The organism is Pseudomonas sp. ANT_J28 (assembly GCF_008370005.1).
Classification (GTDB): Bacteria; Pseudomonadota; Gammaproteobacteria; order Pseudomonadales; family Pseudomonadaceae; genus Aquipseudomonas; species Aquipseudomonas frigoris.
In genome coordinates this window covers 1-23,030 of sequence record NZ_VOBM01000064.1, presented here as the reverse complement: position 1 = coordinate 23,030, position 23,030 = coordinate 1, and the positions used below count along the sequence as shown (strand labels likewise).

At 56.9% G+C, this 23,030-nt stretch carries 17 protein-coding genes and 3 pseudogenes; 11 read left to right on the top strand and 9 right to left on the bottom strand.

All coding sequences use genetic code 11. The annotated features are described in order from the left end of the window. Window positions 1–127: 127 nt before the first annotated feature. The 3 genes and pseudogenes from FQ187_RS30645 to FQ187_RS28265 all read left to right on the top strand — a co-directional run. Window positions 128–331, top strand: a pseudogene (locus tag FQ187_RS30645) (hypothetical protein); the annotation flags it as partial. A gap of 120 nt (window positions 332–451) precedes the next feature. Further along, window positions 452–2,077, top strand: a complete 1,626-nt coding sequence (locus FQ187_RS28270; RefSeq protein ID WP_149632001.1) for a methyl-accepting chemotaxis protein — start codon at window positions 452–454, stop codon at window positions 2,075–2,077. A 41-nt stretch (window positions 2,078–2,118) separates the two neighbouring features. Then, window positions 2,119–3,306: a pyridoxal phosphate-dependent aminotransferase gene (locus FQ187_RS28265; protein WP_149632000.1), complete on the top strand. Its 1,188-nt coding sequence runs from the start codon at window positions 2,119–2,121 to the stop codon at window positions 3,304–3,306. A 113-nt stretch (window positions 3,307–3,419) separates the two neighbouring features. On the opposite strand, the gene FQ187_RS28260 is transcribed toward FQ187_RS28265, so the two are convergent. Both FQ187_RS28260 and FQ187_RS28255 read right to left on the bottom strand, forming a co-directional pair. Further along, the gene (locus FQ187_RS28260; RefSeq protein ID WP_149631999.1) at window positions 3,420–4,397 is read right to left on the bottom strand and encodes a D-glycerate dehydrogenase; all 978 of its coding nucleotides are present in this window, start codon (window positions 4,395–4,397) and stop codon (window positions 3,420–3,422) included. Window positions 4,398–4,418: 21 nt separating this feature from the next. Next, window positions 4,419–4,790, bottom strand: a pseudogene (locus FQ187_RS28255) (MFS transporter); the annotation flags it as partial. Between the two features lie 101 nt (window positions 4,791–4,891). On the opposite strand from FQ187_RS28255, the gene FQ187_RS28250 reads away from it, so the two are divergent. The 6 genes from FQ187_RS28250 (at window position 4,892) to FQ187_RS28225 (ending at window position 14,258) form a co-directional block, all read left to right on the top strand. Beyond that, window positions 4,892–6,037: a tyrosine-type recombinase/integrase gene (locus FQ187_RS28250; protein ID WP_149631998.1), complete on the top strand. Its 1,146-nt coding sequence runs from the start codon at window positions 4,892–4,894 to the stop codon at window positions 6,035–6,037. After that, on the top strand, window positions 6,037–7,713 hold the full coding sequence (locus FQ187_RS28245) for a hypothetical protein (protein WP_149631997.1): 1,677 nt from the start codon (window positions 6,037–6,039) through the stop codon (window positions 7,711–7,713). The genes FQ187_RS28250 and FQ187_RS28245 overlap by 1 nt, the downstream gene beginning before the upstream one ends. Continuing rightward, complete coding sequence (locus FQ187_RS28240) at window positions 7,710–9,599, top strand: integrase (RefSeq protein WP_149631996.1); 1,890 nt, start codon at window positions 7,710–7,712, stop codon at window positions 9,597–9,599. Before FQ187_RS28245 ends, FQ187_RS28240 begins: the two co-directional genes overlap by 4 nt. Next, window positions 9,596–10,003: a TetR family transcriptional regulator gene (locus FQ187_RS28235; protein WP_149631995.1), complete on the top strand. Its 408-nt coding sequence runs from the start codon at window positions 9,596–9,598 to the stop codon at window positions 10,001–10,003. Before FQ187_RS28240 ends, FQ187_RS28235 begins: the two co-directional genes overlap by 4 nt. Before the next feature lie 126 nt (window positions 10,004–10,129). Next, window positions 10,130–13,612 (top strand): type VI secretion system tip protein TssI/VgrG, encoded by a 3,483-nt coding sequence (gene tssI, locus FQ187_RS28230; RefSeq protein WP_149631994.1) that lies wholly within the window; start codon window positions 10,130–10,132, stop codon window positions 13,610–13,612. Then, a complete protein-coding gene (locus tag FQ187_RS28225) occupies window positions 13,605–14,258 on the top strand; it encodes a DUF2931 family protein (protein WP_149631993.1) in 654 nt (217 codons plus the stop codon). Before tssI ends, FQ187_RS28225 begins: the two co-directional genes overlap by 8 nt. A gap of 531 nt (window positions 14,259–14,789) precedes the next feature. Here FQ187_RS28225 and FQ187_RS28215 read toward each other — a convergent pair. The 7 genes and pseudogenes from FQ187_RS28215 to FQ187_RS28185 form a co-directional block, all read right to left on the bottom strand. Further along, window positions 14,790–15,431, bottom strand: a complete 642-nt coding sequence (locus tag FQ187_RS28215; protein WP_149631992.1) for an MFS transporter — start codon at window positions 15,429–15,431, stop codon at window positions 14,790–14,792. 31 nt (window positions 15,432–15,462) lie between these two features. Then, on the bottom strand, window positions 15,463–16,191 hold the full coding sequence (locus FQ187_RS28210; RefSeq protein WP_149631991.1) for a bifunctional 2-polyprenyl-6-hydroxyphenol methylase/3-demethylubiquinol 3-O-methyltransferase UbiG: 729 nt from the start codon (window positions 16,189–16,191) through the stop codon (window positions 15,463–15,465). A gap of 582 nt (window positions 16,192–16,773) precedes the next feature. Beyond that, complete coding sequence (locus FQ187_RS28205) at window positions 16,774–17,415, bottom strand: SIR2 family protein (RefSeq protein WP_256667474.1); 642 nt, start codon at window positions 17,413–17,415, stop codon at window positions 16,774–16,776. Between the two features lie 250 nt (window positions 17,416–17,665). Continuing rightward, window positions 17,666–18,598, bottom strand: a pseudogene (locus tag FQ187_RS28200) (MFS transporter); the annotation flags it as partial. A gap of 44 nt (window positions 18,599–18,642) precedes the next feature. Beyond that, complete coding sequence (locus tag FQ187_RS28195; RefSeq protein WP_149631990.1) at window positions 18,643–19,707, bottom strand: sugar kinase; 1,065 nt, start codon at window positions 19,705–19,707, stop codon at window positions 18,643–18,645. Further along, on the bottom strand, window positions 19,700–20,482 hold the full coding sequence (locus FQ187_RS28190; protein WP_149631989.1) for a sugar phosphate isomerase/epimerase: 783 nt from the start codon (window positions 20,480–20,482) through the stop codon (window positions 19,700–19,702). The genes FQ187_RS28195 and FQ187_RS28190 overlap by 8 nt, the downstream gene beginning before the upstream one ends. A gap of 56 nt (window positions 20,483–20,538) precedes the next feature. Beyond that, entirely contained in the window at window positions 20,539–21,561 is a 1,023-nt protein-coding gene (locus tag FQ187_RS28185) for a LacI family DNA-binding transcriptional regulator (protein WP_149631988.1), read from the bottom strand. A gap of 231 nt (window positions 21,562–21,792) precedes the next feature. On the opposite strand from FQ187_RS28185, the gene FQ187_RS28180 reads away from it, so the two are divergent. Then, a complete protein-coding gene (locus FQ187_RS28180; RefSeq protein WP_149631987.1) occupies window positions 21,793–22,596 on the top strand; it encodes a hypothetical protein in 804 nt (267 codons plus the stop codon). A gap of 104 nt (window positions 22,597–22,700) precedes the next feature. Beyond that, the gene (locus FQ187_RS28175; RefSeq protein ID WP_149631986.1) at window positions 22,701–22,970 is read left to right on the top strand and encodes a hypothetical protein; all 270 of its coding nucleotides are present in this window, start codon (window positions 22,701–22,703) and stop codon (window positions 22,968–22,970) included. The last annotated feature ends 60 nt before the right edge of the window (window positions 22,971–23,030 follow it).

Sequence of the window (23,030 nt, the reverse complement as noted above, 5' to 3'; positions counted from 1 at the left end):
CATCGTTGGGTTTTACAACAACGAACGGCTGCACTCGAAACTGGGATATCTGCCACCGACCGTTTACGAACGGGCGATGGCGTCAAAATCACCTATCGAGGTGTCCGGAATTAGTTGACCACTACAGGATGCCAGCCTGTCAGCGGGTGTGGGTACGCCGACGCTGGATGGGTTCGGGATTGTTGGCGGCAATATTCATACGCCGGAGGAATACGCACACCTCGGTCAGTCCCCTCTACCCTTTGGGGAGAGGGTTTGGGTGAGGGGCGGTTCCAAACCTGAAATATATTTCTCAACTCCCCGCAAAAATCCTCATCCCCGGCCGATATAGCCAATAGGCGCACACAAACCTATTCCAACAGTGGCGCCAAACTGAAAGCGCGTGCGCCGCCGCCCGCCATTCAGCGATCACGCAAGGATGCTCGTAGTCCCATCACCCGAGAATCATCCTATGTCACTGCGTAATCTGAATATCGCGCCTCGAGCCTTCCTGGGTTTTGCCTTCATTGCCTTGCTCGTCATCGTGCTGGGTGTGTTTGCCGTGAACCGCATGACGACCATCCGCCAAGCCTCCATCGACATGGCAACCACGCAGCTGCCCAGCATCGTGTTTCTCGGCAACCTGACGGAAAACATCCTGCGCCTGCGCATTCTTTCTTTCCGGGTGTTGGTCAACCGTGATCCGAACGCGTTGCAGGAAGCCCAGACACGTACCGGCGTGCTGGTCGACAAGGTTCGCAGCGCACAAGCCAGTTATGCAGCGTTGCCGGCCACCCCGGAAGAAGCCGCGCTGTACAAGACGTTCACGACAACACTGGACAGCTATATGGAAGACCAGAATCAGATGCTGGAGCTGTCACGGCAGAACAAACTCGATGAGATGCGCACGCTGATCAACACCCGGATCAAGGACGGTACGGACCAGATGGGCGAGCAGCTGAACAAACTGGTAGCGTTCAACAACACATATGCGAAAACCGCCGCAACCGAAGCGGGCGAGCACTACAGCAACGCCGTGACCGGCATCATCGCAGTGGCGGTGACTGCGGCGCTGATGACCGTGCTGCTGGCCTGGCTGCTGACCCGCAGCATCGTCACGCCGCTCAACCGTGCGCTCCAGGCGGCCGAAAACATTGCGGGCGGCAACCTGACTAAAATAATCGACATCGACGGCAAGGACGAACCGGCCCGTTTGCTCGGTGCCTTGTCCACGATGCAAACCAACCTGCGCAAAACCATCGAACAGATCGCCGGTTCCGCCACCCAACTGGGTGCCGCCGCTGAAGAACTCAGCACGGTCACCCAAGAAGCGTCCCGCGGTCTGCAACAGCAGAACAACGAAATCGAACAGGCCGCCACCGCGGTCAACGAAATGACCGCCGCCGTGGAAGAAGTGGCGCGCAACGCGGTGTCGACGTCTGAAGCCTCAAACCAGTCGACCCAGGCGGCCCGCGAAGGTCGCGACCGTGTGGTGGAAACTGTCGGCGCGATCCAGACCATGACCCACGATGTGCAAAACACCTCGGTGATGATCGAAGGCCTGGCCGCTCAGGGGCGCGACATCGGCAAGGTGCTGGACGTGATCCGCGCCATCGCCGAACAGACCAACCTGCTGGCGCTGAACGCCGCGATCGAAGCCGCCCGTGCCGGTGAAGCCGGGCGCGGTTTTGCGGTGGTGGCCGACGAGGTCCGGGCGCTGGCCCATCGCACCGCGCAATCGACCCAGGAAATCGAAAAAATGGTCGCCGGCATCCAGAACGGCACCGGCCAAGCGGTCTCCTCAATGCAGCAAAGCAATCAACGCACCCAAAGCACCCTGGAAATGGCCCGCGCCGCCGGTGTGGCGCTGGAGCAGATCACTCAGTCGATCCTATTGATCAACGAACGCAACCTCGTGATCGCCAGCGCGTCGGAAGAACAGGCCCAGGTGTCCCGCGAGGTCGACCGCAACCTGGTGAACATCCGCGACCTGGCCACCCAGTCCGCCGCTGGCGCCAACCAGACCAGCGCCGCCACTCACGAACTGTCGCGCCTGGCTGTGGATTTAAATGCCATGGTGGCGCGTTTCGTGATTTGAGATAGGGTTGTGGCTTGGAACCCGCGCGACTGGAGAAATACATGCGCTATTCAGCCTTGACCAAACGAATCGCCGGTGACGGCGCTGCGGCCTGGCAGATTCATGACCGAGCACTGGAATTACTTGAGCAGGGCGTTGATGTGCTGTTGCTATCGATCGGCGATCCCGACTTCGATACGCCGCAGCCCATCGTCCAGGCGTGCATCGATAGCTTGCTGGCCGGTGACACCCACTACCCGTCAGTACGTGGCAGTCGAGGGTTGCGCGGTAGCATTGCCAACCGTCATCGACGTCGCAGTGGTCAAGCGGTGGATGCCGATCATGTGATCGTGCTGCCGGGCGCGCAATGTGCGGTGTATTCAGTCGCGCAATGCCTGCTCGACCCGGGCGATGAAGTGATCGTCGCCGAGCCGATGTACGTGACCTATGAAGGCGTGTTCGGTGCCTGCGCGGCCAAAGTGGTGCCGGTGGCGGTGCGCCCCGAGAACGGCTTTCGGGTTGATCCGGCGGATGTCGCGGCACTGATCACGCCTAAAACCCGCGCCATCGTGCTCAACAGTCCGAACAATCCTTCCGGCGCCAGTTTGCCGCTGATGGTCTGGCAGGAACTGGCATCACTGTGTGTTCGTCACGACTTGTGGCTGATCAGCGACGAGGTCTACAGCGATCTCTTGTACGAAGGCGAGCACATTAGCCCGGCGAGCCTGCCGGGCATGGCCGAGCGCACCGCGACCATCAATAGTCTGTCCAAATCCCACGCCATGAGCGGTTGGCGTGTGGGCTGGGTGATCGGGCCCAAACCCTTGGCCGAACACTTGGTGCACCTGTCGTTATGCATGCTGTTTGGCATTCCGGATTTCATTCAGAACGCCGCGCAATTGGCGCTGGATGAAGATCTGCCGGAAGTGGCGTTGATGCGCGAGGAGTATCGCCAGCGTCGCGACCTGGTGTGCGCAAGTCTGAGTGATTGCCCGGGCATCCGGCCGATCCGGCCTGATGGCGGCATGTTCGTGATGATCGATGTACGCCAGACCGGATTGTGTGCCCAGAGTTTTGCCGAGCGGCTGCTGGAAGGTTATGGCGTGTCGGTGCTGGCGGGTGAAGCGTTCGGCCCGAGCGCGGCGGGGCATATTCGACTGGGGTTGGTGGTGGATCAGCTGAAGCTGGCGGATGCGTGCCAGCGGATTGCGTTGTGTGCGGCGGACCTTCTGGAGGCGCGCCGGGCCTGAAGTTGTGCTCGCTTTGATGGCCCCTTCGCGAGCAAGCCCGCTCCCACATTCGACCGCGATCAAATGTGGGAGCGGGCTTGCTCGCGAAAGCTATCTAACAAACGCCAAATCCATCAAGCCTTCCACGCCCCGGCGTTCACCAGATTCGCCGGCCGCTCACCCGCTAGCGCCGCCAGTAGATTATCCACCGCGCACGTGGCCATCGCCTCCCGCGTTTCATGCGTCGCCGAGCCAATGTGCGGCGTCGCCACCACGTTGTTCAGCTGCAACAGCGGCGAGTCAGGGTTCAGCGGCTCGCGTTCGAACACATCCAGCCCCGCAGCGCGAATCTGCCCGTCACGCAAGGCCTGAATCAGCGCCGCCTCGTCCACCACCTTGCCCCGTGAAATGTTGATGAAGATGGTTTCGGGGCGCATCAGGGCAAACTGCTCGGCCCCGATCAACCCTTCGGTCTCAGCGGTCAGCGGCAATGTCAGGCAAACGAAATCCGCCTGCTGCAACAGCTCCGGCAAGCTTCGGTATTGCGCGTCGAACCGTTGTTCCACCGCCGGTTTTGGCGAGTGGCTGTGGTAGATAACCGACATGCCAAACCCGAAATGCCCACGCTGGGCCAAGGCCTCACCGATCCGCCCCATACCGATGATGCCCAGGGTTTTACCGTGCACATCGGTACCGAATTGCGCGGGACCGACATTGCGCTTCCACTGACCGGCGCGAACCATGTTCGCCAGTTCCACCACGCGCCGGGCGGTCGCCAGAATCAGCGCGAAACCGGTGTCGGCCGTGGTTTCGGTGAGCACATCCGGGGTGTTGCTGAGCAGGATCCGTCGTTCGGTCAGGTAGTCGATGTCGTAGTTGTCGACCCCCACGGAGACGCTGGCGATGGCCTCCAGGTCAGGTGCCAGATCCAATAATCCGGCATCCAGTTTCAGACTTGCACCGAGCAATCCGTGGGCGCGGGGCAGGGCCTCGCGCAGCGTTGCCAGGCCGTCGGCATTGAGGTTGTCGATCAGCGTCACCTCGGTCTGCTCGTGCAGGCGAGCCATCAGCAGCGGCGAGAGTTTCTTGTACAGCACAACCTGCTTTTTCATCGTCATCATCTCAACTTCAATTCAGGAATGAGCAGCCGTCGACCGTTGCACAACGGCCTTGGCCACGACCCGGTCACTGGCGCCGGGCTTGAGGAGAATCGTCAGCACCACCGAGAGCATCAACGCGCCGCTCATCAACAGATAAGAAGCACCCGGCGAGCCGGTTGAGCTGTTCAAGTAGCCCACCAGATACGAACCGCCAAACGAACCGAGCGCGCCCATGCTGTTGATCAGCGCCATGGCGCCACCCGCGACGTTGGCCGGCAGGATTTCCGGGACGATGGCGAAAAACGGTCCGTAAGGTGCGTACATGCAGGCGCCCGCGATCACCAACAGCGTGTAGGACCACCAGAAGTGTTCAGCGCCCAAGGCGTAGGAACCGTAGAACGCAATCTTCTGGGGCTTGATAAACGTTAGGACATAAGTGTTTTATAAACAATAAATTAGAAAGTAATTATCGAATCAATAGTTCAGGTCATAGGCTGGGGGAATGGATGGAGCTTCTGTGGGCTACTGAGTCTTTGGTGATTGGCGGTCGTCCGCATCCGGGCTTTCCGATTTTGCTTTGGGACACCATGGACAGTTGTGTTCCTGCCAATGAGTTCATGCGCCACTTTCTATTGCGGGGAGCCATTGGGTCGCGGAAATCTTGGCCAAGCACGGGGCGTGCACTTTACGACTTTTTCAGTTTTCTTCAGGCACATGACCTTGACTGGCGCGACGTAGATCGTGGCGAGGCCAAGAGTGTCGTTGCCGGTTACCGGGACTACTGCCTAGTGGAGTGTCAGTTGGCCCGATCAACAACCCGGCAACGACTCCACTATATCTGCAAGTTCTATGAGTATGCCCAGCAGCAGGAATGGGTGAGCAGACTGCCGTTTGGTTATGAGGAGCGGAAGATCAAGCGGGCTCCCGGCTTTCTGGCACACATCGATGCCAGCGGCGGAAAGGCAATGGTGAACGACGTCATGCCGCGTCAGCATCGGGTGCTGCCGAAGTTCCTCAGCATGGATGATATTAAGGAGTTGCTGGGGGCGGCGGAAAATCCGCATCACCGAATGATGATTCGACTTGGACTTCAGACGGGCCTGCGGCGGGCGGAAATCGCCTCATTTCCATTGGCGTATGTCTTCGACCCGGACAAAGCCGGCAGGCACGAGCGCAACATTCGGGTTCGCCTTGATCCGCACGATGGTCATGGAATACGCACGAAGGGAAGTAAACCGCGTGACATTTTTATCAGTCGACGCTTTCTCGCGGATCTACACCGATATGTCGTGCAGGTTCGTGGTGAACGGGCGTCACTGAGTCGTACTCAGCACAAATCGCTGTTCTTGAATCAGTCTGGTGAACCCTACGCCGATGATGGTAAACGCATCGAGCGCATTGTCCGAGAAATTGGCAAGCGTGCGGAGATCAAGGTTCATACGCACATGCTTCGCCACACCTACGCGACCCATACGCTGGTCGCCCTTCAGCGCAATGGCAGCAGCCTGGAACCGCTCGTGTTTGTGCAGCGGCAGCTCGGTCATAGTTCGATCCAGACGACGATGGTGTACCTGCACTTGGTCAATGAACTGGCCGACAACGCCGTGCTGGCTTACGACGACGAACTGTCTGACGACTTGGGAGTTGTTTAATGGGGAAGCGCAAGATCTTCTTAAAGACCGACCTCAGTATCCCGCAAGTCGAGCATAGTCACGACGCGAACGGGTCTGTCATTGTTCTCCCAGAGGTGATTCCACCTGTCCGCACAAGGGTCGACTTCGGAAGGAATGCCACTCGCTCGCGCGGCATCGACTTCGCTTTCTGGTATGGCGTGGGTATCGATTCGATAACCTATGCCTGCCAGCAACAGACGGAACGCTTTCTAGCCCAGCAGGACACTGGGGTCGAAGCGAGCTCCGTAGCAAGCTTCTGTAAAGGCGGTTTACGCCACTTCCTCAATTACATGATTTTGCGTGCAACCGCGCTCAGCCGTGAGTTGACCCTGAACGACATCGATCGTGCGTTGATTGACGATTTTCTTGGCTACCTTGCTGGATTGGGCATTACCACGCTTAGCCAGAGTACTCACTACACCGGTATGAAGTGCGTCCTTCACGCGTTGGGCCGCAGAGGGATAATTTCGTTGGTCACCACAGGAGACGATGCGACATTTCCGCGAAACCCGTTCCCAAACAGTGGCAAGAGTAAGGGTGAAACGCCCCTACCGAAACGCCAGCGACAAGCGTTCACCTCAGCATTGAAACAGGCGATCCTGCCAATCTGGAATGAAGACACCTTTGTGACTGGTGAGCTACTGGCTTATGCCTTGTTGACCGTTGCGCTGCACACCGGGCGTAACGCCACGCCGCTGCTGGAGATGGGGCACGATTGCCTGCGCGCTCACCCCAAAGACAACAGCGTCTTTTTGGTTCTCTGGAAGCGCCGCGGACACAGCAGCAGTAAAGTGGCTCTGCGCGCAGAGAGCGCCACTGAGCGTCGGCTGGAGTCGACCCCAACCATCAAAACCAACATTGAACGTCTGATCCGCCGTGTCCTTGCTCACAGTGAAACGCTGCGTGCGGAGGCTCCGAACGACATCAAGGATTGCGTTTGGCTGTATCGCGTGCACCGTGGTCCAGGCGTCGGCACGGTCATTGTCCTGACGGATTCAGCGCTGAAACTAGCGGCCAAAAAATTGGTGACTGATTATGGACTCGTCGATACGGATGGTCAGCCGCTGCGCATCAATATCTCTCGACTACGTAAAACGTTTGCCAACCGAATATTCGAATTGCTCGCGGGTGACCTGATGACCACGGCCATCGCGCTTGGTAACACACCACAGGTGGCCGGGCGAAATTACTTGGCACCTAGCGCAGACGCGAGGCGCAACTGGCAGTTTATGGGCGAGATAATGGTTCAGGAATTACTAAGCCGGACTATTGGCGCTACTTACAAAACTACCCCAATGGGGCGCTGTGGTGATCCGGTGAACGGCCAATATGCGCCAAAACGTGAGGGGGAAGCGTGCTTCTCATTCCTCAACTGTCTGCGATGCAAACATTACGCGGTCACGGGAGACGATTTGCACCGGCTATTTAGTTTTTACTTCCGTGTGTTTGCGGAGCGTACCCGCATGAACAAGCGACGTTGGGCGCAGGAATACGCGCATATCCCTCGATTGATTGAAGACTATATCGTGGCTGAAGGGCTGCGGCGTGGAACCTTCAAATCGGCCGCCGTTGAAGCTGCTCGCGAGCAGGCTCGCCGCGATCCGCACCCGTTTTGGTCGTCCGATGTAGTGGAAAGTCTGGAGATGTTTGCATGAGCAAAAGCAATGTGACCATGTTGCCCTGGGCAAGTATCGAACTACAGCCAGGGGATATACGTGAGTTGCCCGAGAGCGACCGTGAAGCACTCATTGTCAGCGCCATTCATGTTGATGGCCGCTGGGTCATTCGCAGTCGCTATCGCGATAATATTTGGCAGCTCGAAGGGTTGACGAGCAATGTACCGGACAACATGAGGAACTTGGACTTCAATCGAGTACCCGCTGCGTTTTTAGCGGTGATGAAGTCCCTCTTGTATCGCTACCTACGACGCGGTCGCGCAGGGCAGAAGCGTCCCGTGGCAAGTACTTTGCGCAATGTTTTTGAAAATGTATTGCCCTTTCTGCGGTATTTAAGCGCGCTTAAGCTCGGTCACTTCGGCGCTGTAACGCCCATGATCTGTGCAAATTACGTCGCCGAGTGCAGGGAGATCCGACAGACGCGCCGCAATCGGGGGCAGGCGCTGTCTCCGGCGGCCCTTGAACGTCGTTTTATGTCAGTCGAGGCGCTTCATGAACTCAGTCAGTACACCAACGACCCAATCCCAAGACATCCCTGGCCTGATACATCGGCGAGAGCCTTGGCCGGTAGAGCCTCCCTCAACAGTGAGGCCGGCAAAACGCCGTTGATACCAGATGAGGTGTTTTGTACTTTGTTCGAGAAGGCCTATGAACAGGTTCAGCATGGTGAGCGTCTGCTCGATCTGCGCGACACCCTCGATAGCGTCGCTGTAGCACGCAAGGGACAGGTGACCAGATCAATTCAGGAGCATAAGGTTCGCCAGCTGACGGCTCTTGGGTGGGAAGGCGGGCTTGAGGCATTCAATCAAGCGATTAAAGATTTGAGAACCGCCTCCTATATCGTTCTGGCCAGCACCTCCGGTTGCCGGAATCATGAGTTGGCCAACGTAAAATCTGGCGCGCACCACCGTACGGAAGACGATGAAGGCACGGTCTTCCACTGGCTGCGCTCCACGTCGGAAAAAACCGATACCGGCGTGCACGACTGGATGATTCCAGAAATTGCTGTGCATGTGTTGCGCCTAATGGAACGCTGGGCCGCGCCGTACCAGGCTATGATCGATGCTGAGATCTCCGAGCGAAGAAAGCTTAATTTGAGTGATCCGCAAATCGCCACGGCACAGAAGCATCAGCATGCTCTCTTTCTCGGGGTGGCTGCCACGAAGCGTAATCAAGTTCGTACCCTCTCGGGTTCGGCATGGAACATGTGCCTCAAAGCGTTCGCGAAGAGCTGTGGTCTGAACTGGATCTTAGCCAGCCATCAATTTCGTCGTAAATTCGCCAACTATGCAGCACACAGTCAATTCGGCGACCTGCGTTACCTGCGTGAGCATTTCGCACACTGGTCCATGGACATGACCTTGGGCTACGCCATGGATCAAGATTGGGGGCAGCATCTCGATATCGAACTGTACGAAGACATACAGTCAGAACTCGAAGACATCAAGTCCGAGGTCGTCGGCACTTGGCTGGGGGACACACCACTGACTGGCGGCTACGGTCGATCAATCAAGCATTGGCAGCGCGATTCGGCGAACCTCGCGATCTTCAAGAGCCACGCCTCAATGGTGACCTCGATTGCTCAGAGCACCGCGATTCGCAGTAATGGTCATGCCTGGTGTACCGCCGACGATGATCGTTGCGTCGGCAACACCATGGAGCGAACGCGCTGCGGCGACTGCAACAACGCGGTGATTGGAGGTGCACACGTTGGTATCTACCAGCGCCTTTACGACAACCTGAAAAGGTTGTTGGATTGCAACGACATTGGCGACGGTGGCCGACAGCGCGTATTGCGTGATTTTGATCGCTGTCGTGACGTGCTTATGCAGCTTGGATACGACCCGGAGGAGAACGTAGCATGACCATTAAACGCAAGCCCTCAGACGCCCGCGAGCGGGATTTGCAACTCGCACTTGCACGCATCCTGCGCGGTCGGGCGCATAGCGGCGAATCCAAGGTCACTATCGCCGCGGTGGCGCGTGAAGCGGGTGTTTCAACCGCTCTGATTCACAATCACTACCCAACTGTCGCTGAGGCGATCCGCGAAGCTCAGGGGCGTTCAAGTCGTGCTCAGCGAGATGTGAAACATCAAGATTTTTTGGCTGAGCGCGAGAAAAATCGAATGCTCCGCCAAGAGAATGAGGCGCTATGCGTAAAGATTGCCAACCTCGCCTCGATTAACGAAGTATTGATGGCGGAAACTCGTACTTTAGAAGCAAAGCAGGGCGACCTTAAGGTAGTAGATCTGCCCTCGGGAAAGTTGTAATTCCGAAAGTTCTCGCTCTCTATATTTGGTTCTGATTTTTTACTACGGCAATTTTTGCATTGAGATAATGGATATATTCCAGCACCATCCAGATTCTAGATCGTTTCAATGGATGGAATTCAAGGCATGCTGGACGCAAACGCAACTCATATTTCCCTCACGCTGGAGGGCGTATCGGTTGACCTTCAGGTACTCAGTTTTGTTGGTCGTGAAGCCCTCAATCAGCCCTTCTGCTTTGACATCGAACTGGTCAGCACCCGCCCCGACCTGAAACTCGAAGAGTTGCTGCACAAGCGCGGCTGCCTGACCTTCGGCGCCACCGGCAAAGGCCTTGTCCACGGTCTGGTCTATCGCATCGAGCAAGGCGACTCCGGCAAAAGCCTGACCCGCTACAGCATCAGCCTCGTGCCGCAACTGGCCTACCTGCGCCACAACCATGACCAACAAATCTTCCAGCATCTGACCGTGCCGAAGATCATCGCCCAGGTCCTCGAAGCCCGTGGCATCCTGGCCGACGCCTACAGCTTCCAGCTCGGCGCGATTTATCCGGAACGCGATTACTGCGTGCAGTACGACGAATCCGACCTGCATTTCATCCAGCGGCTGTGCGAAGAAGAAGGCATTCACTTCCACTTCCAGCACAGTGCCAGCGGTCACAAACTGGTGTTCGGCGACGACCAGACGGTGTTCCGCAAACTCGCGCCCGTGGCCTACCAGCAAGACTCCGGCATGGCCGCCGAGAAACCGGTGATCAAGCGCTTCAACCTGCGCCTGGAAACCCGCACTACCCGCGTCAGCCGCCGCGATTACGACTTCGAGAAACCGCGCATCCTGCCCGAGGGCGCCGCCAAAAGCGCGTTCGCCCCGGACCTGGAAGACTACGACTACCCCGGCCGCTTCACCGACCGCGAACGCGGCAAGCAACTGGCAACCCGCGCCCTGGAACGCCATCGCAGCGACTACCAGCTCGCCGAAGGCAAAGGCGACGAGCCGATGCTGGTCAGCGGCCACTTCCTGGCCCTGAGCGAGCATCCGCGCGCCGAGTGGAACGACCTCTGGTTGCTGCTGGAAGTGATTCACGAAGGCAAACAGCCGCAAGTGCTCGGCGAGAACATCACCAGCGATGTCACCCACAGCAAAGACGATTTTCACCAAGGCTACCGTAATCGCTTCCTCGCCACGCCGTGGGATGCACATTACCGCCCAGCCTTGGAGCACCCAAAACCCAAGGCTCTGGGTAGCCAGACGGCCTTCGTCACCGGCCCACCGGGTGAAGAAATCCATTGCGACGAATACGGGCGTGTCAAAGTCCAGTTCCATTGGGATCGTGACGGTCAGACCAACGATAACTCCAGCTGCTGGTTGCGCGTCGCCACTGGCTGGGCCGGCAACGCCTACGGCGGCATCGCCATCCCGCGCGTCGGTATGGAAGTGCTCGTCACCTTCCTCGAAGGCGACCCCGACCAACCGCTGATCACCGGTTGCCTGTTTCACAAGGAAAATGTCGTCCCCTACGACCTGCCGGCGAACAAGACCCGCAGCACGTTCAAGACGCTTAGCTCGCCAGGTGGCAAGGGTTACAACGAGTTTCGTATCGAAGACAAAAAAGGTGCGGAACAGATCTACCTGCATGCCCAGCGCGATTGGGATGAAAACATCGAGCATGACCAGAAGATTCGCGTCGGCAACGAGCGACACGACACGGTCGAGGCCAATGTTTTAAGCGAATTCAAGGTTGAAGAACATCGCATCACACACCTCGACCGCAAGACCGAAACCCGGGCGGATGATCACCTCACCGTTGGCGTGACTCAGCATGTAAAGGTTGGGACGGCGCAGTTTGTTGAGGCGGGTCAGGAGATTCACTACAACGCAGGGGAAAAGGTTGTGGTCGAGGTCGGCATGGAGCTGACGGCCAAGGCTGGCGGGAGCTTCGTCAAGCTGGACGCCGGTGGCGTGACGATCAGTGGCGCGGAGGTGAAGGTCAATTCTGGGGGCGCTCCTGGCGTCGGCACGGGTATCCAGATTCTCACTCCATTAATCCCAGGTGCCGCCGCCGCTGCCGTTGCGGGAGAACTGTTGAGTGCGCCACCGGTTGGGAGACTCAGTGTCGCCCCTGACTCGACACCACCTACGGTGGAAGAAGAGCTTGAGGAAGAGGAAGAAGAGGTCGAGCTGGAAGACATCACCTTACGGGTTGGGGTGTTCTTCGATGGGACGGGCAACAACCGCAACAACAGTGAGCGGGTGTTTGGCTGCTTTGCGCCGGATGTAAACCTGGAAGACATGGCCGAGGATATCCGTCAGTACTGCGCCGCTTACGGTTATGACGGTAAGGGAAGCAGCCCGGACAACAGTTATGGCAATGATGTCAGCAACGTCGCTAGGTTGTATGACCTTTATGATACCCAAGTGGATGAAACATCGCCCATCGATGCCAAATCAGCAAGCCTGCGAGTTTATGTGGATGGCATCGGCACCAGCAGTACCGCAGAGGACTCCACCTTTTCGCAAGGCACCGGTATAGGCGTGCAGGGCGTCAGGGCACGGGTTGAAGAGACTCCAAAGCTAATTGTTGAGCAGATCCGACCCTTTCAAGAGAACAATCCCGATAAGCGCGTGGCGAAAATCGAGTTCGACATTTTTGGCTTCAGCCGTGGGTCCGCAGCGGCAAGGGACTTTGCCAATGAAGTCCTCAAGGGCGAAGGAAGCATTCTGGCTAAAGCGATCCCCGCTGGTACTCCCGGGTTAGCGGACAGCTTTGCCTGGAAGCCGCATACCGATGTGTCCATAAATTTCATTGGCGTTTACGACACCGTCGCGGCCATTGCCAATCCGCTGGTGGGGGACTGGACTGGTAATAACGCTTATAACCCAGGGATCAATATCCATCTGGCGCCAGACGCGGCTAAGAAAGTCGTCCAATTGGTCGCTCGAAATGAACGCCGTTATAACTTTGCCCTCAACAGTCTCGGATCGGCCGATATTGTCCTGCCTGGTGTGCATTCGGACCTGGGTGGTGGTTATTTACCTAAAGCAATGGAGCGCATCCTGCTCAGTAAACCGCGTCAAAGCGCGGTCGAAGAAAGGACGTCTTTCGCTGAAGCCAACAGTTACAAACGTGCCCAGCAAGACTTAAGTCGGCTTCAAGATCAACTGGCCCAATATAATCTTTCGTTGGAGATCCGGACGTGGGAGGTGCCGTTTCGTAGCACCGACAAAGACAACCGCAAAAACATGAAATACGTGTATGCAGCAGTCAGCAGCCAGCGCGAAGTCCGCAGTGATTTGTCCTTGATCTACTTTCGGATCATGCGCGAACTGGCCGTGGAAAATGGAGTGCCTTTTCGACAGATCCCCGAAAAAAATCCGCGACTTGCGTTACCCGCGGACCTCGTTCCCATCTCCGAAAAACTGATGGCCTACGCTCAGGGGAAAAGCAAAACAGCTGGGCTAACCTCGCAGGAGGAGGAACTGCTGTTCCAGCGTTATGTTCATATCTCCGATAACTGGAACGCCGCTAAAAATCGCAACAATAGCGACCTGAACATCGTCTTCATTAATCGACCAGACGAAAACTCTGTGCGCACGGTGCATCCGAATGAGTAATTTTATACGTGTCGCTCTTGCCGCCTTCCTGCTCAGTGGCTGCACATTCGCCAACAGCCAGTCAATGCCTTACAAATCCTGGTACCTAGGGTTCTCGGCCCCCGCTTACATGGAAGTTTGGATCGAAACAGCCGATGTCGTCGATATTCAGGACCACATATATCCAAGTGCGATGAGTGGAGTTGCCTCCATGTTAAAGCCTCCCAACAATTCCGGCGATCCGCGAGGTTGGCCAAAAAAAATAGCCATCGGCAGCGGTAAGCATGTAACAGGGGCCGACTTGCCCAAACAGATCTATGTCCGTTGGCAATCGCTGGTCGAACCGCAAACCTACCTGATGGTGATTAAAATCCCCGAGGCTACTCGGGAGATCATGCGTAAGGGGGAAAAGGTTTTCTGTGCATTTGATGGGAAATGGATCACCGGCTATCGTCAGTCAATCGGTATAAGGCTGGTCCCCGGAGGAATCGCCAAAGTCTGGGTAGGCGGTCCTTGCATGACACCGATCGAGGTGACTACGGTACAAGCCGTGATTGATCCGCGTGGCCCGTATGAAGGTAAGTCTGGCGGTGAGTACGACTCACTCTCTGATGTGTCCAAAGCCTATGTCCAGAAGTTTGGTGTGCCGTACGACTCTTGGAAGTAGGTCAGAGCTGGCCCTTTAAGTTTCCTGGATGTGACGGGCCAGCGCGCTACACATCCTCCAATTGAACATGCGCCTCAGCAGGTATTGAACAGTTCGGAGGAGGGGCGCATACCCCATAATCAAGTCCGATTGTGGGTCTGCCACACATTCCCGCATTGAACACGGGGCCTCTTAGCTAGCATGCATGGTTCTGAGGAAGGACGCGGGTGACTATATTTAATACCCCATAGTTAGGTCCGATCGCGGGCGCTTTGGCGCTCAGAGCCGCTGTTCAGCAGGAAACTGCGCAACGGCAAATGTGCGGCTGCCATTATTTTTTGATCCGTGCGTAATGCACTACACCACCTGATTCTTCGCTCCAGCGGAATGGCTTCTTCAATGTAACCTTGGGCGCAAGCACCTCACGGAGTTCGAGTCGCAACGTGGCTGTCAGCCCGTCCCGCTTCAAGCGATCTTTCCAGCGGTACAAGTCCAGTTCGCACCACGGCGACTTTACCCGCCCGCTCAGGAGCAGGCGCCACAAGGTTCGTATCAGCGGTCCAGGTATGGCGTTGGGTGCAGAGCCCCCATGGCCCCGGGTACAAGCAAGGGAGCCTTGAGCATCGGCTGCGTGACAACGGCTACCGAATGCGGTTGTGATTTGGTCACGAACGCCAGCGCCGTAAAAGGCACAGCCGCAATGCCAAGCGCGGCAAAGGCTACCCGCCAGGAGAACAGCGCGGTCAGTAGCGCCCTCAAGCCAGGACTCATGATGATGCCAAGCGTCAAACCGGCCGAAACGAAGGCTATGCGACGCTCAGCGTTGTTGCCACCTGCATCGCTGGCGATCGCAAAGGCAACCGGTAGCATCCCGGCGCTCGCCGCGCCGGTCAGCACGCGAAAGAACAGCGCCATCTCAAACGTCGCAGCGAGGCCAGTCCCAATAGAGGCTGCAGCGAAGAGAATTGACGCCGGGATGAGAATTCTCATTCTTCCACAACGGTCCGACAACACGCCGAAGAAGAACGCACAAGCCGCGTTGGCCAAGCTGTAGGCCGTGACAAAGAACGTCACGCTTTCCGGCCTCACGGACAAGTCGTTGCCAATGGGTGTGAGAATGGCCCCGAGCAGTAGTTCATCAGCGCCGACAAGAAATGCGAGGAAGAACAGTGTGACGTTCCGGGCCCAGACCATGGTGGCTCCTCGATAAGGCGTGGTTATGGTCTTATCGTTGCGCAGAAACCAATACCATCATGGGGCGCTCCGTTTCTTCGGCTAGCGCCGGGTTTGCTTCGATCTGATCCGCTGTTGGTCCCCATTCATTGACATGGCGAATAGCAAAACCAGCAGCCATCAGCGCGTTCAGTGTGGTGCCCAAGGTCCGGTGGTATTTTACCACCCCGTCAGCCAGCCAGTTGCTGACGCGCTTACCTTCGTTTTGATAATTGTTGAGCGCCCACGACCGCTGACCTTCATCATCGGTGAGCCAGCCCTGACGTACCGGACAGGTGTAGATCGGGTGCTCAGTCGTAAAGACAAACCAGCCACCTGGTTGCGACGCCTGATAGATGGCGGCAAATAACGGAGCGAGGTCAGGAAGGTAATGCAGAGTCAATTGGCTGTACACTAGGTTGAACGCTTGGCTCGGCAGTGCGAGCTGTTCGAGGTCGCCGCGTTGGTAGCTGATGCCGTTGTCATTGGTGAGTTCCCGTGCCCGGGTCAGCATTTTTTCAGACAAGTCAACGCCAAGTACCTCGGCGGCTCCTGCTGCTCGCGCACTGCGGCAAAACCAACCGTAGCCACAGCCTAGATCGATGATCCGTTTTCCGGAAAGATCCGGGAGCATAGTCTGAATAGAGGCCCACTCGGGGGCGGCTTCTAAACCGAACTGAGAGCGTGGCAGTTGGGCATAACCGTCGAAAAAGGCCTGATTGTCGTAGATGTTTTGAGACATGTTGAACTCCGAAAGTAATTGAGATCACCTCAAAAATGAGGCAAAAAAAAGCGAGCAAGGGAAAGCCCTGCTCGCTTTATGAAGCTGCCTTTAGGCAACTTAAACGAAAAGGGCCGTGGATGAATTATCATCCACGGCCCTGACTTAATCGCCACATACGTATCTGCCTTCATCTTTATAGACGAGGCATACGAGTATCGTGGCGATGAATGTAAGGAGGCTAAAGCTCCTGATCAGGCTCTGAACAACGCTTCATCGCAAGCAATTGTCAGAGCTCACTCGGGTTACGAGCTGATCTGAATCGTACATGTTTTGCATACCAAGCCGATAAAATTAGGGTAATTCACTAAAATTTTAACGCTTTAGAGGAAAAGGTCAATGATGTCTTCTGTCATGTTGGCGAGATTCTGTGGCTACGCCGATGCCGACCAGCCCGCTCTTTAGGTGACGGGAAGTTCTGGGTCACGGCATCCTCGCCAATTCGCACCACCCATGGCGTAATGAGGACGGTGCGCAATCTTGGCGTCAACTCGCTCTCCGTTTATCCCCATCGACTAGTCCTATAGCCGCTACGAGCAAAGCTTAGCGTACGATTTTTTCCGAACTCTGCGGGCTCCCCACGAAGCGAGCTGCCCAACGTTCCGTGAGGTATGCCAGACCGAAATCACCACTTGTCATCACCAGCCGGTTCAATGCCGTATCATCTGCCTTGTTCGATAGTAGGCCGTGCAGGTAGACCAGCCCGTTCCAGCGACTGTTCTTCGGAATGGGTAGCATCGGTGCTGAATATGCCTGGAACGTTTGCCCTGTGCGTTTGGCTGCCGTGTCGAACACTCGGTCGAAGTTGGTGGTCATGAGGCGCAACGTCCCTTCGCGGCTGCGGGCCAATCTCAGCAAGGCTGCATGGGTATCTGTCGCACCTTTGCGACGCAACTTGGGCTTCAGGGCTTGCGCCAAGGCTTGCCGGACGGCGAGGCGCTGCCCCGGCAAGCACCGTTCCAGCAAGTCGAGCGTAGCGTCGAACTGGCCTCGGCCGAATGCCTCCTGCTTGATGGCTGAGAGCGTCGTGCCAGTCAACCGATAGATCTGTTCCACCAGCCCCTTGAAGTCTGGCAGCCCAGCTGGGCGGGAAATACCGGCGCCGCAGAAAAACACCACGCGACCTTCCTCATGAGACTGCAAAAGCTCATCGGGTATGTCTGGCCCATTAGCAACAAATTGCATTCCCTTGCTCCCTTAAATTCGTTTGATGACACGGCTCCATCTTGGCGATGGGTTATGTAGCATGCATTCAGATATCTGCCTATCCGGCTTGCGGACGCAGCGGTCGGGTGAAACTGCCCGAGTTAGTGCCGCACAAGCAGATGCTCGCTTAATCACGTAAGGTGCGTTGGACAGATACAAAATAGTTACAAGTATTAAGTTATTGAATTATATAGGTAAAATCATAACTAACGGTTAGCTAGGGTCCAGAAGCATTGGAAGCGATCAGCAGTGGCGGCCAGACAAAGCGTTTGCGCTTCTGCAATTTGTCCGAGCCCCAGGACACCAGCAGCATGCCGATCACCGCCGCCAGATATGGCAGCGCCGAAAGCCAGCCGGCCTCGATCATGTCCATTTGCGCGCCGGCCTTGAGGATCGACGGCAGCCACAGCACGAAACCGTAGACCCCAATGCTCCAGCAGAAAAACTGCAGGGCCAGGATGATCACTTTCGGCGAGCGGAAGGCTTCGGCGTAGTTCTTCACCGCTTTGATACCGACCTGTTCGGCCGCCAGGGCGCTTTGCAGATCCTGCTTCTCTTGATCGCTCAGCCATTTGGCTTGAGCGGGACGATCATCGGCCAGACGCCACCAGATAAATGCCCAAAGCACCGCCGGCAAACCTTCGATGATGAACATCCAGCGCCAGCTGAAATGCTGCACCAGATAGCCCGACACCACCGACATCCAGAGCATGGTCACCGGGTTGCCGAGGATCAGGAACGTGTTGGCGCGCGAGCGTTCGGCACGGGTGAACCAGTGGCACAGGTACACCAGCATCGCCGGCATCACCGCGGCTTCGACCACGCCGAGCATGAAGCGAATCACGACCAGCCAGTAGGCGTTGGAGACGATCCCGGTCAACGTGGCCAAACCACCCCAGAGAATCAGGCTGACGAAAATCAGCTTCTTTACGCTGTGCTTCTGGGCGTAGATCGCGCCCGGCACCTGGAAGAAGAAGTAGCCGAGGAAGAACAGCGCGCCGAGCATCGACGACAGGCCCGGCGTGATCATCAGATCGGCGGCCATCCCGGAGGCGGCAGCGAACCCGTAGTTGGCGCGGTCCAGGTACGCCAGGCTGTAGGTGATGAACACGATGGGCATGATGTACCACCAGCGGCGGGCGGCGAGTGTTGCGGTTTTCATAGTGGTGCTCCTGAGCTTGTTGTTTTTGTCGCAGCAGGTAACGGTTAGATCTTCAGTGACTGTGCGGACCTCTTCGCGAGCAAGCCCGCTCCCACATTTGAATCTGTGTCGTACACAGAATGGGAGGGCGAATCCGATTGAATGTGGGAGCGGGCTTGCTCGCGAATGGCGGCCTCAAATTCGGCAGACATTTCGAGGCGATCAGGCAACCCCTCCATATCCCCACGGCTCTGCACCGCGCGGCTGCCAATCCAGTTGGCACGCTTCACAGCGTCGGCAACGCTGTGGTTTTCCAGCAGGGCGCTGATCATGCCGACGGCAAATCCATCGCCGGCACCGACGGTGTCGACCACCGTTTCCACCGGCACGCCCGCCACGAAACCCTGATCCAGATGGGTGCGGTAATACGCACCGTGCGAGCCCAGTTTGATCGCCACGGCTTCAGCGCCCTGATCGAGGTAAAACGCCGCGATGTCGGCCGGGTCTTCAAAACCGGTCAGCAAGCGGCCTTCACTCAGCCCCGGCAGCACCCAATGGGCGAGGGCGGCGAGGCGGTTGATCTCGGTAATCATCCGTTGCTCGCTGGCCCACAGGCTCGGACGCAGGTTCGGGTCGAAGGACACGCTGCGCCCGGCATCACGCATGCGGGTCATTAACTCGAAAGACATTTCCCGGGCCGTTTCGGACAGCGCAGGGGGAATGCCGGTGGCGTGCAAGTGCCGGGCGTTCAGTAATTCAGGCGCGATCGACTGCCGCGACAGATGGCTCGCCGCCGACCCACGGCGGAAGTACTCGACCATAGGATCGCTGCCGTCGTCGGTGCGCGACTTGAGTTGAAAACCGGTGGGGTGTGCGGTGTCGATGGCGACGTTGCTGCAATCCAGACCTTCTTTTTCCAGGGTGTCGATCACGAACCGTCCCAGCGAATCAGCGCCCACCCGGCTCAACCAGGCCACATTAAAACCCAACCGCGACAAGCCAATGGCGACATTGCTGTCAGCCCCGGCAATGCGTTTGTGGAAGTGGCCGACGTCGGCCAGGTCGCCGTTCTGCTCGGCGACGAACATCGCCATGGTTTCGCCGAACGACAGGATATCGATCTCAGACATGAGCGCTCTCCAATCGGGTTTGACCGAGGCGGGCGAGGGTGGCGACGTGCTCGGTGGTCAACTGCACCAGGTCGTCGCCTTGCAGCGGATATTCCGCCGCTCGCATAACGCCCCGGGCCATGTGCCGCAGCAGTTGTTCCCACAGATGCAAGTCACTGGCGGCCGGCGGTATGGCGACCAGTTTGCCATCGGCCCGGCGCGTCACGGCTTTGCAGTGCACATAGCCGACGTGGCGACCGAGCAACCGCGCGGCGCTGGCGGCGGACTGGTCTTGCCAATGCCAGTTGCCGATATCGAAAGTCATTTTGACTGGCAGGCTGTGTTGCTCGACTTCAGCGAAAAAGCGCTGGAACGGTTCGATGCGGCCACCGTGCAAGGTTTGATCGTTTTCCACCAGCAATTGCACAGCACTTTTGTCCAGTACGCGGCCCAGAGTCTGGAGGTCGCTGTTGTCGGTGAAATAACCCAGAGACACTTTCAGCCAGTTGGCACCGAATGCCTGGGCGCGCTGCAGTGCGCTGCTCAGTTCGGGATTGGGTTTGGACTGGCCGGCCAGCCACAATTCCATCGGTGAGGAATACACGCTTTCGAGGCCTTGGGCCTGAGTCGCGTCAGCCAGTTGCGCGGGGTCTTCGACGGTCAGCAGTTCTTCGCGCCATTCGATGCGCGTGGCGCCCGCGGCAGCCAACACTTCAATAAAGGATCCCTGGCCGCGTTCGCGAACAAGGTCGGCGCCGTAGCTCGACAGGCTGATGGAAACGGCTGGTTTATTCATTGTTGTATACCTCTGAAACCGGTTTCATTTTTGTTCAAAAAAATAGGGCTGCTGACTCAAGTGGCGATTTTTGTCGACCCACGCACAATCAACCGCGCCGAAAAATCCAGGGTCCGCACCGGCCCGTCATCACCGCGCAAACGCGTGAGCAAACACTCGAACGCACTGGCGCCAATCTCGGCCGTCGGTTGGGCGAGGGCGGTGATGCCGCTGCCTACCAACGGATACCAATCCAGGTCATCGAGGGCGATCAGACCGACGTCCTCGAACAGATTGCACTTCAGTTCTCGCAATGAATGGGTACTGGCCAGCGCAGCAATGCCGTTGGCGCAGAACAGCGCTTTCGGGCCGGGGCCAGGCGTTTCGAGGAAGGTTTTCAGTTTTCTGGTCAGTTCACCGCCGGTTTCGAGGAGGGTGCCGCGCAGGGTCGGGCGTTGTTCGATCTGCGCCTTGAAACTGCTGACCCGCTCGATCCGCGAACTGGTGCCGTCATAGGGTTCAGTGACCAGCAGCACGTCGCGATAGCCGCGTTCTTGCAAATGGGTGAGGGCCATTTCAACGGCGGCAGGATTGTCCAGCCCGACCAGATCACTCTCCAGCTGCTCGACCTTGCGATCTACCAACACCAGCGGCATTTCCCAGTGCAGCTCGCGCAATTCTTCGCGGTGATGACCGAGGGTGTTCACGATCAGCCCTTCGATGTTGTAAGAGCGCAGCAGGGCCAGGTGCTGGCGTTCCTGCTCGTCATCGCGGTCGGTGTTGCACACCACCAGGCTGTAGCCGTGCTGACGGCAGGCGGTTTCGACCCCGTGCATCACGGCAATCGAATAAGGGTTACGGATATCGGCCACCAGCATGCCGATCAGGCGAGTGCGCCCGCGTTTCAGACCGCGGGCCATCTGGTTCGGGCGATAGCCCAGTTCGGCGATTGCCTGCTCGATGCGCAGGGCGATGGCATCGGAGAGCAGGGCACGGTCATCGCCGATGAAGCGCGAGACGCTGGCTTTGGAGACCTTGGCGTGTTCGGCGACGTCGAGCATGGTGACGCGGCTGCGTTGGGCGGCGGAGAAGTCGTTCATGGTGGCTGAACCTTATTATTGGAATTGGCTGTGAAACCGGTTTCAGAAGACATCATTCCCAAGAATGCGTCAAGCCAGAAAAGTAGGAAGGAGCATGATCAACCCGACGAGCGGTCGCTATACCTGTCATATATGACAGTAGCCAGACTTCCAAACCCGGTGCTTAATTCATGCAAGCGATTGCTTTCAGCACAGCAGAGTAATCCTACGAGCGCGAGAAGGATTTCCGACATGGTGGTTAATAAACCTCTGATATACGATCCACCGAAAGTTATCGGCGTACCCGATGCAGATGTTGACCCGGAGGGCCATATTCCACCTCCATTACTGCTGACTGGTATTGAAGTAGTTGTTCCTTTATGGCCTGAACCGGCGAAGGATCCGGTTGAAGAAGATACCCTGACGGTCTGGTTTGTGCAGACTGAGCAAACCCAGGTAAGAATACCTAACACCTACAAGCCAGAGGATATGAGACCCGAATTCATTATCCGAATTGGCCCGGAGTATCTTAAAAATAATGGTGCGGGTGAGTTGTGGTATGAGCTGGTCAACAGCGCTGGAAATCCATCGGAGTCCTATAAGCGGCGCCTGACTATTGATCATACACCTGTCCCGGTAGATCTTAAGGAAGCCGTGTTTCCCCATGCCAACTTGTGGGGGTATCTGAATTGTGCAACGAATCCTCCATTGTGGGAGGGGGTAAAAGTCGAGATTCCAGCGCTTCAGGGGTTCAAGGTCGGTGATCGATGCGAAGTACTCTGGCGGGGTTATTCAACACTGAATGGAAGTGGCCCGGAAATCGACAGCGCTCGAAAGAGTGTCATCCGCTTATCGTTAAGCGATCAAGACATACGTGAAGGATATTCCTTGGTCATTGAACCTTACGGAACTCATGTAAAGCCGATGGTGGACAATGACTCCGCTACGGTTATTTATCAAGTATTTCGCGGCACTAAGCTTGTAGGAAGTTCAAAAGTTGCATTGGTGAAAATAGACAGGATTATAAGTGGAGATGATCTTCCATGCGGGCCTTGAGTTCGGCATGGATATCAAGAGTGGCGAGCAAAAGCGTACGAAGAGGCTGATAGCTTCTTGGGGTCGTGTCGCAATTAATTGTGAATGCAATGGAGATGGCGAACATGAATGCTAAAGTTGAACAGGCGAAATTGTCCAGAATGGCAGTGCTTCAAGAAAAACTCGGTACGGGTGGTAGTGTTCTTTCTGACGCTCTGCCCCCTAAGCTTTTGGCACAAACTTTACCTGATGGTGATTTGCGTATACCCGTCGACAAGTTACAAGCACCTTTACAATACACCGTACCCAAGCCAGTCAATGAATACCCTAAGGAAACTCTGAAAAAGACATCCAGATTTGGTGAAATACGCACCTCGCACAAACTGAGCGGTTGAACCCCGATGAAACAGATGTCCTTCGCCGATGCCGAATATGCCGGAAAACGTAAGCAGACC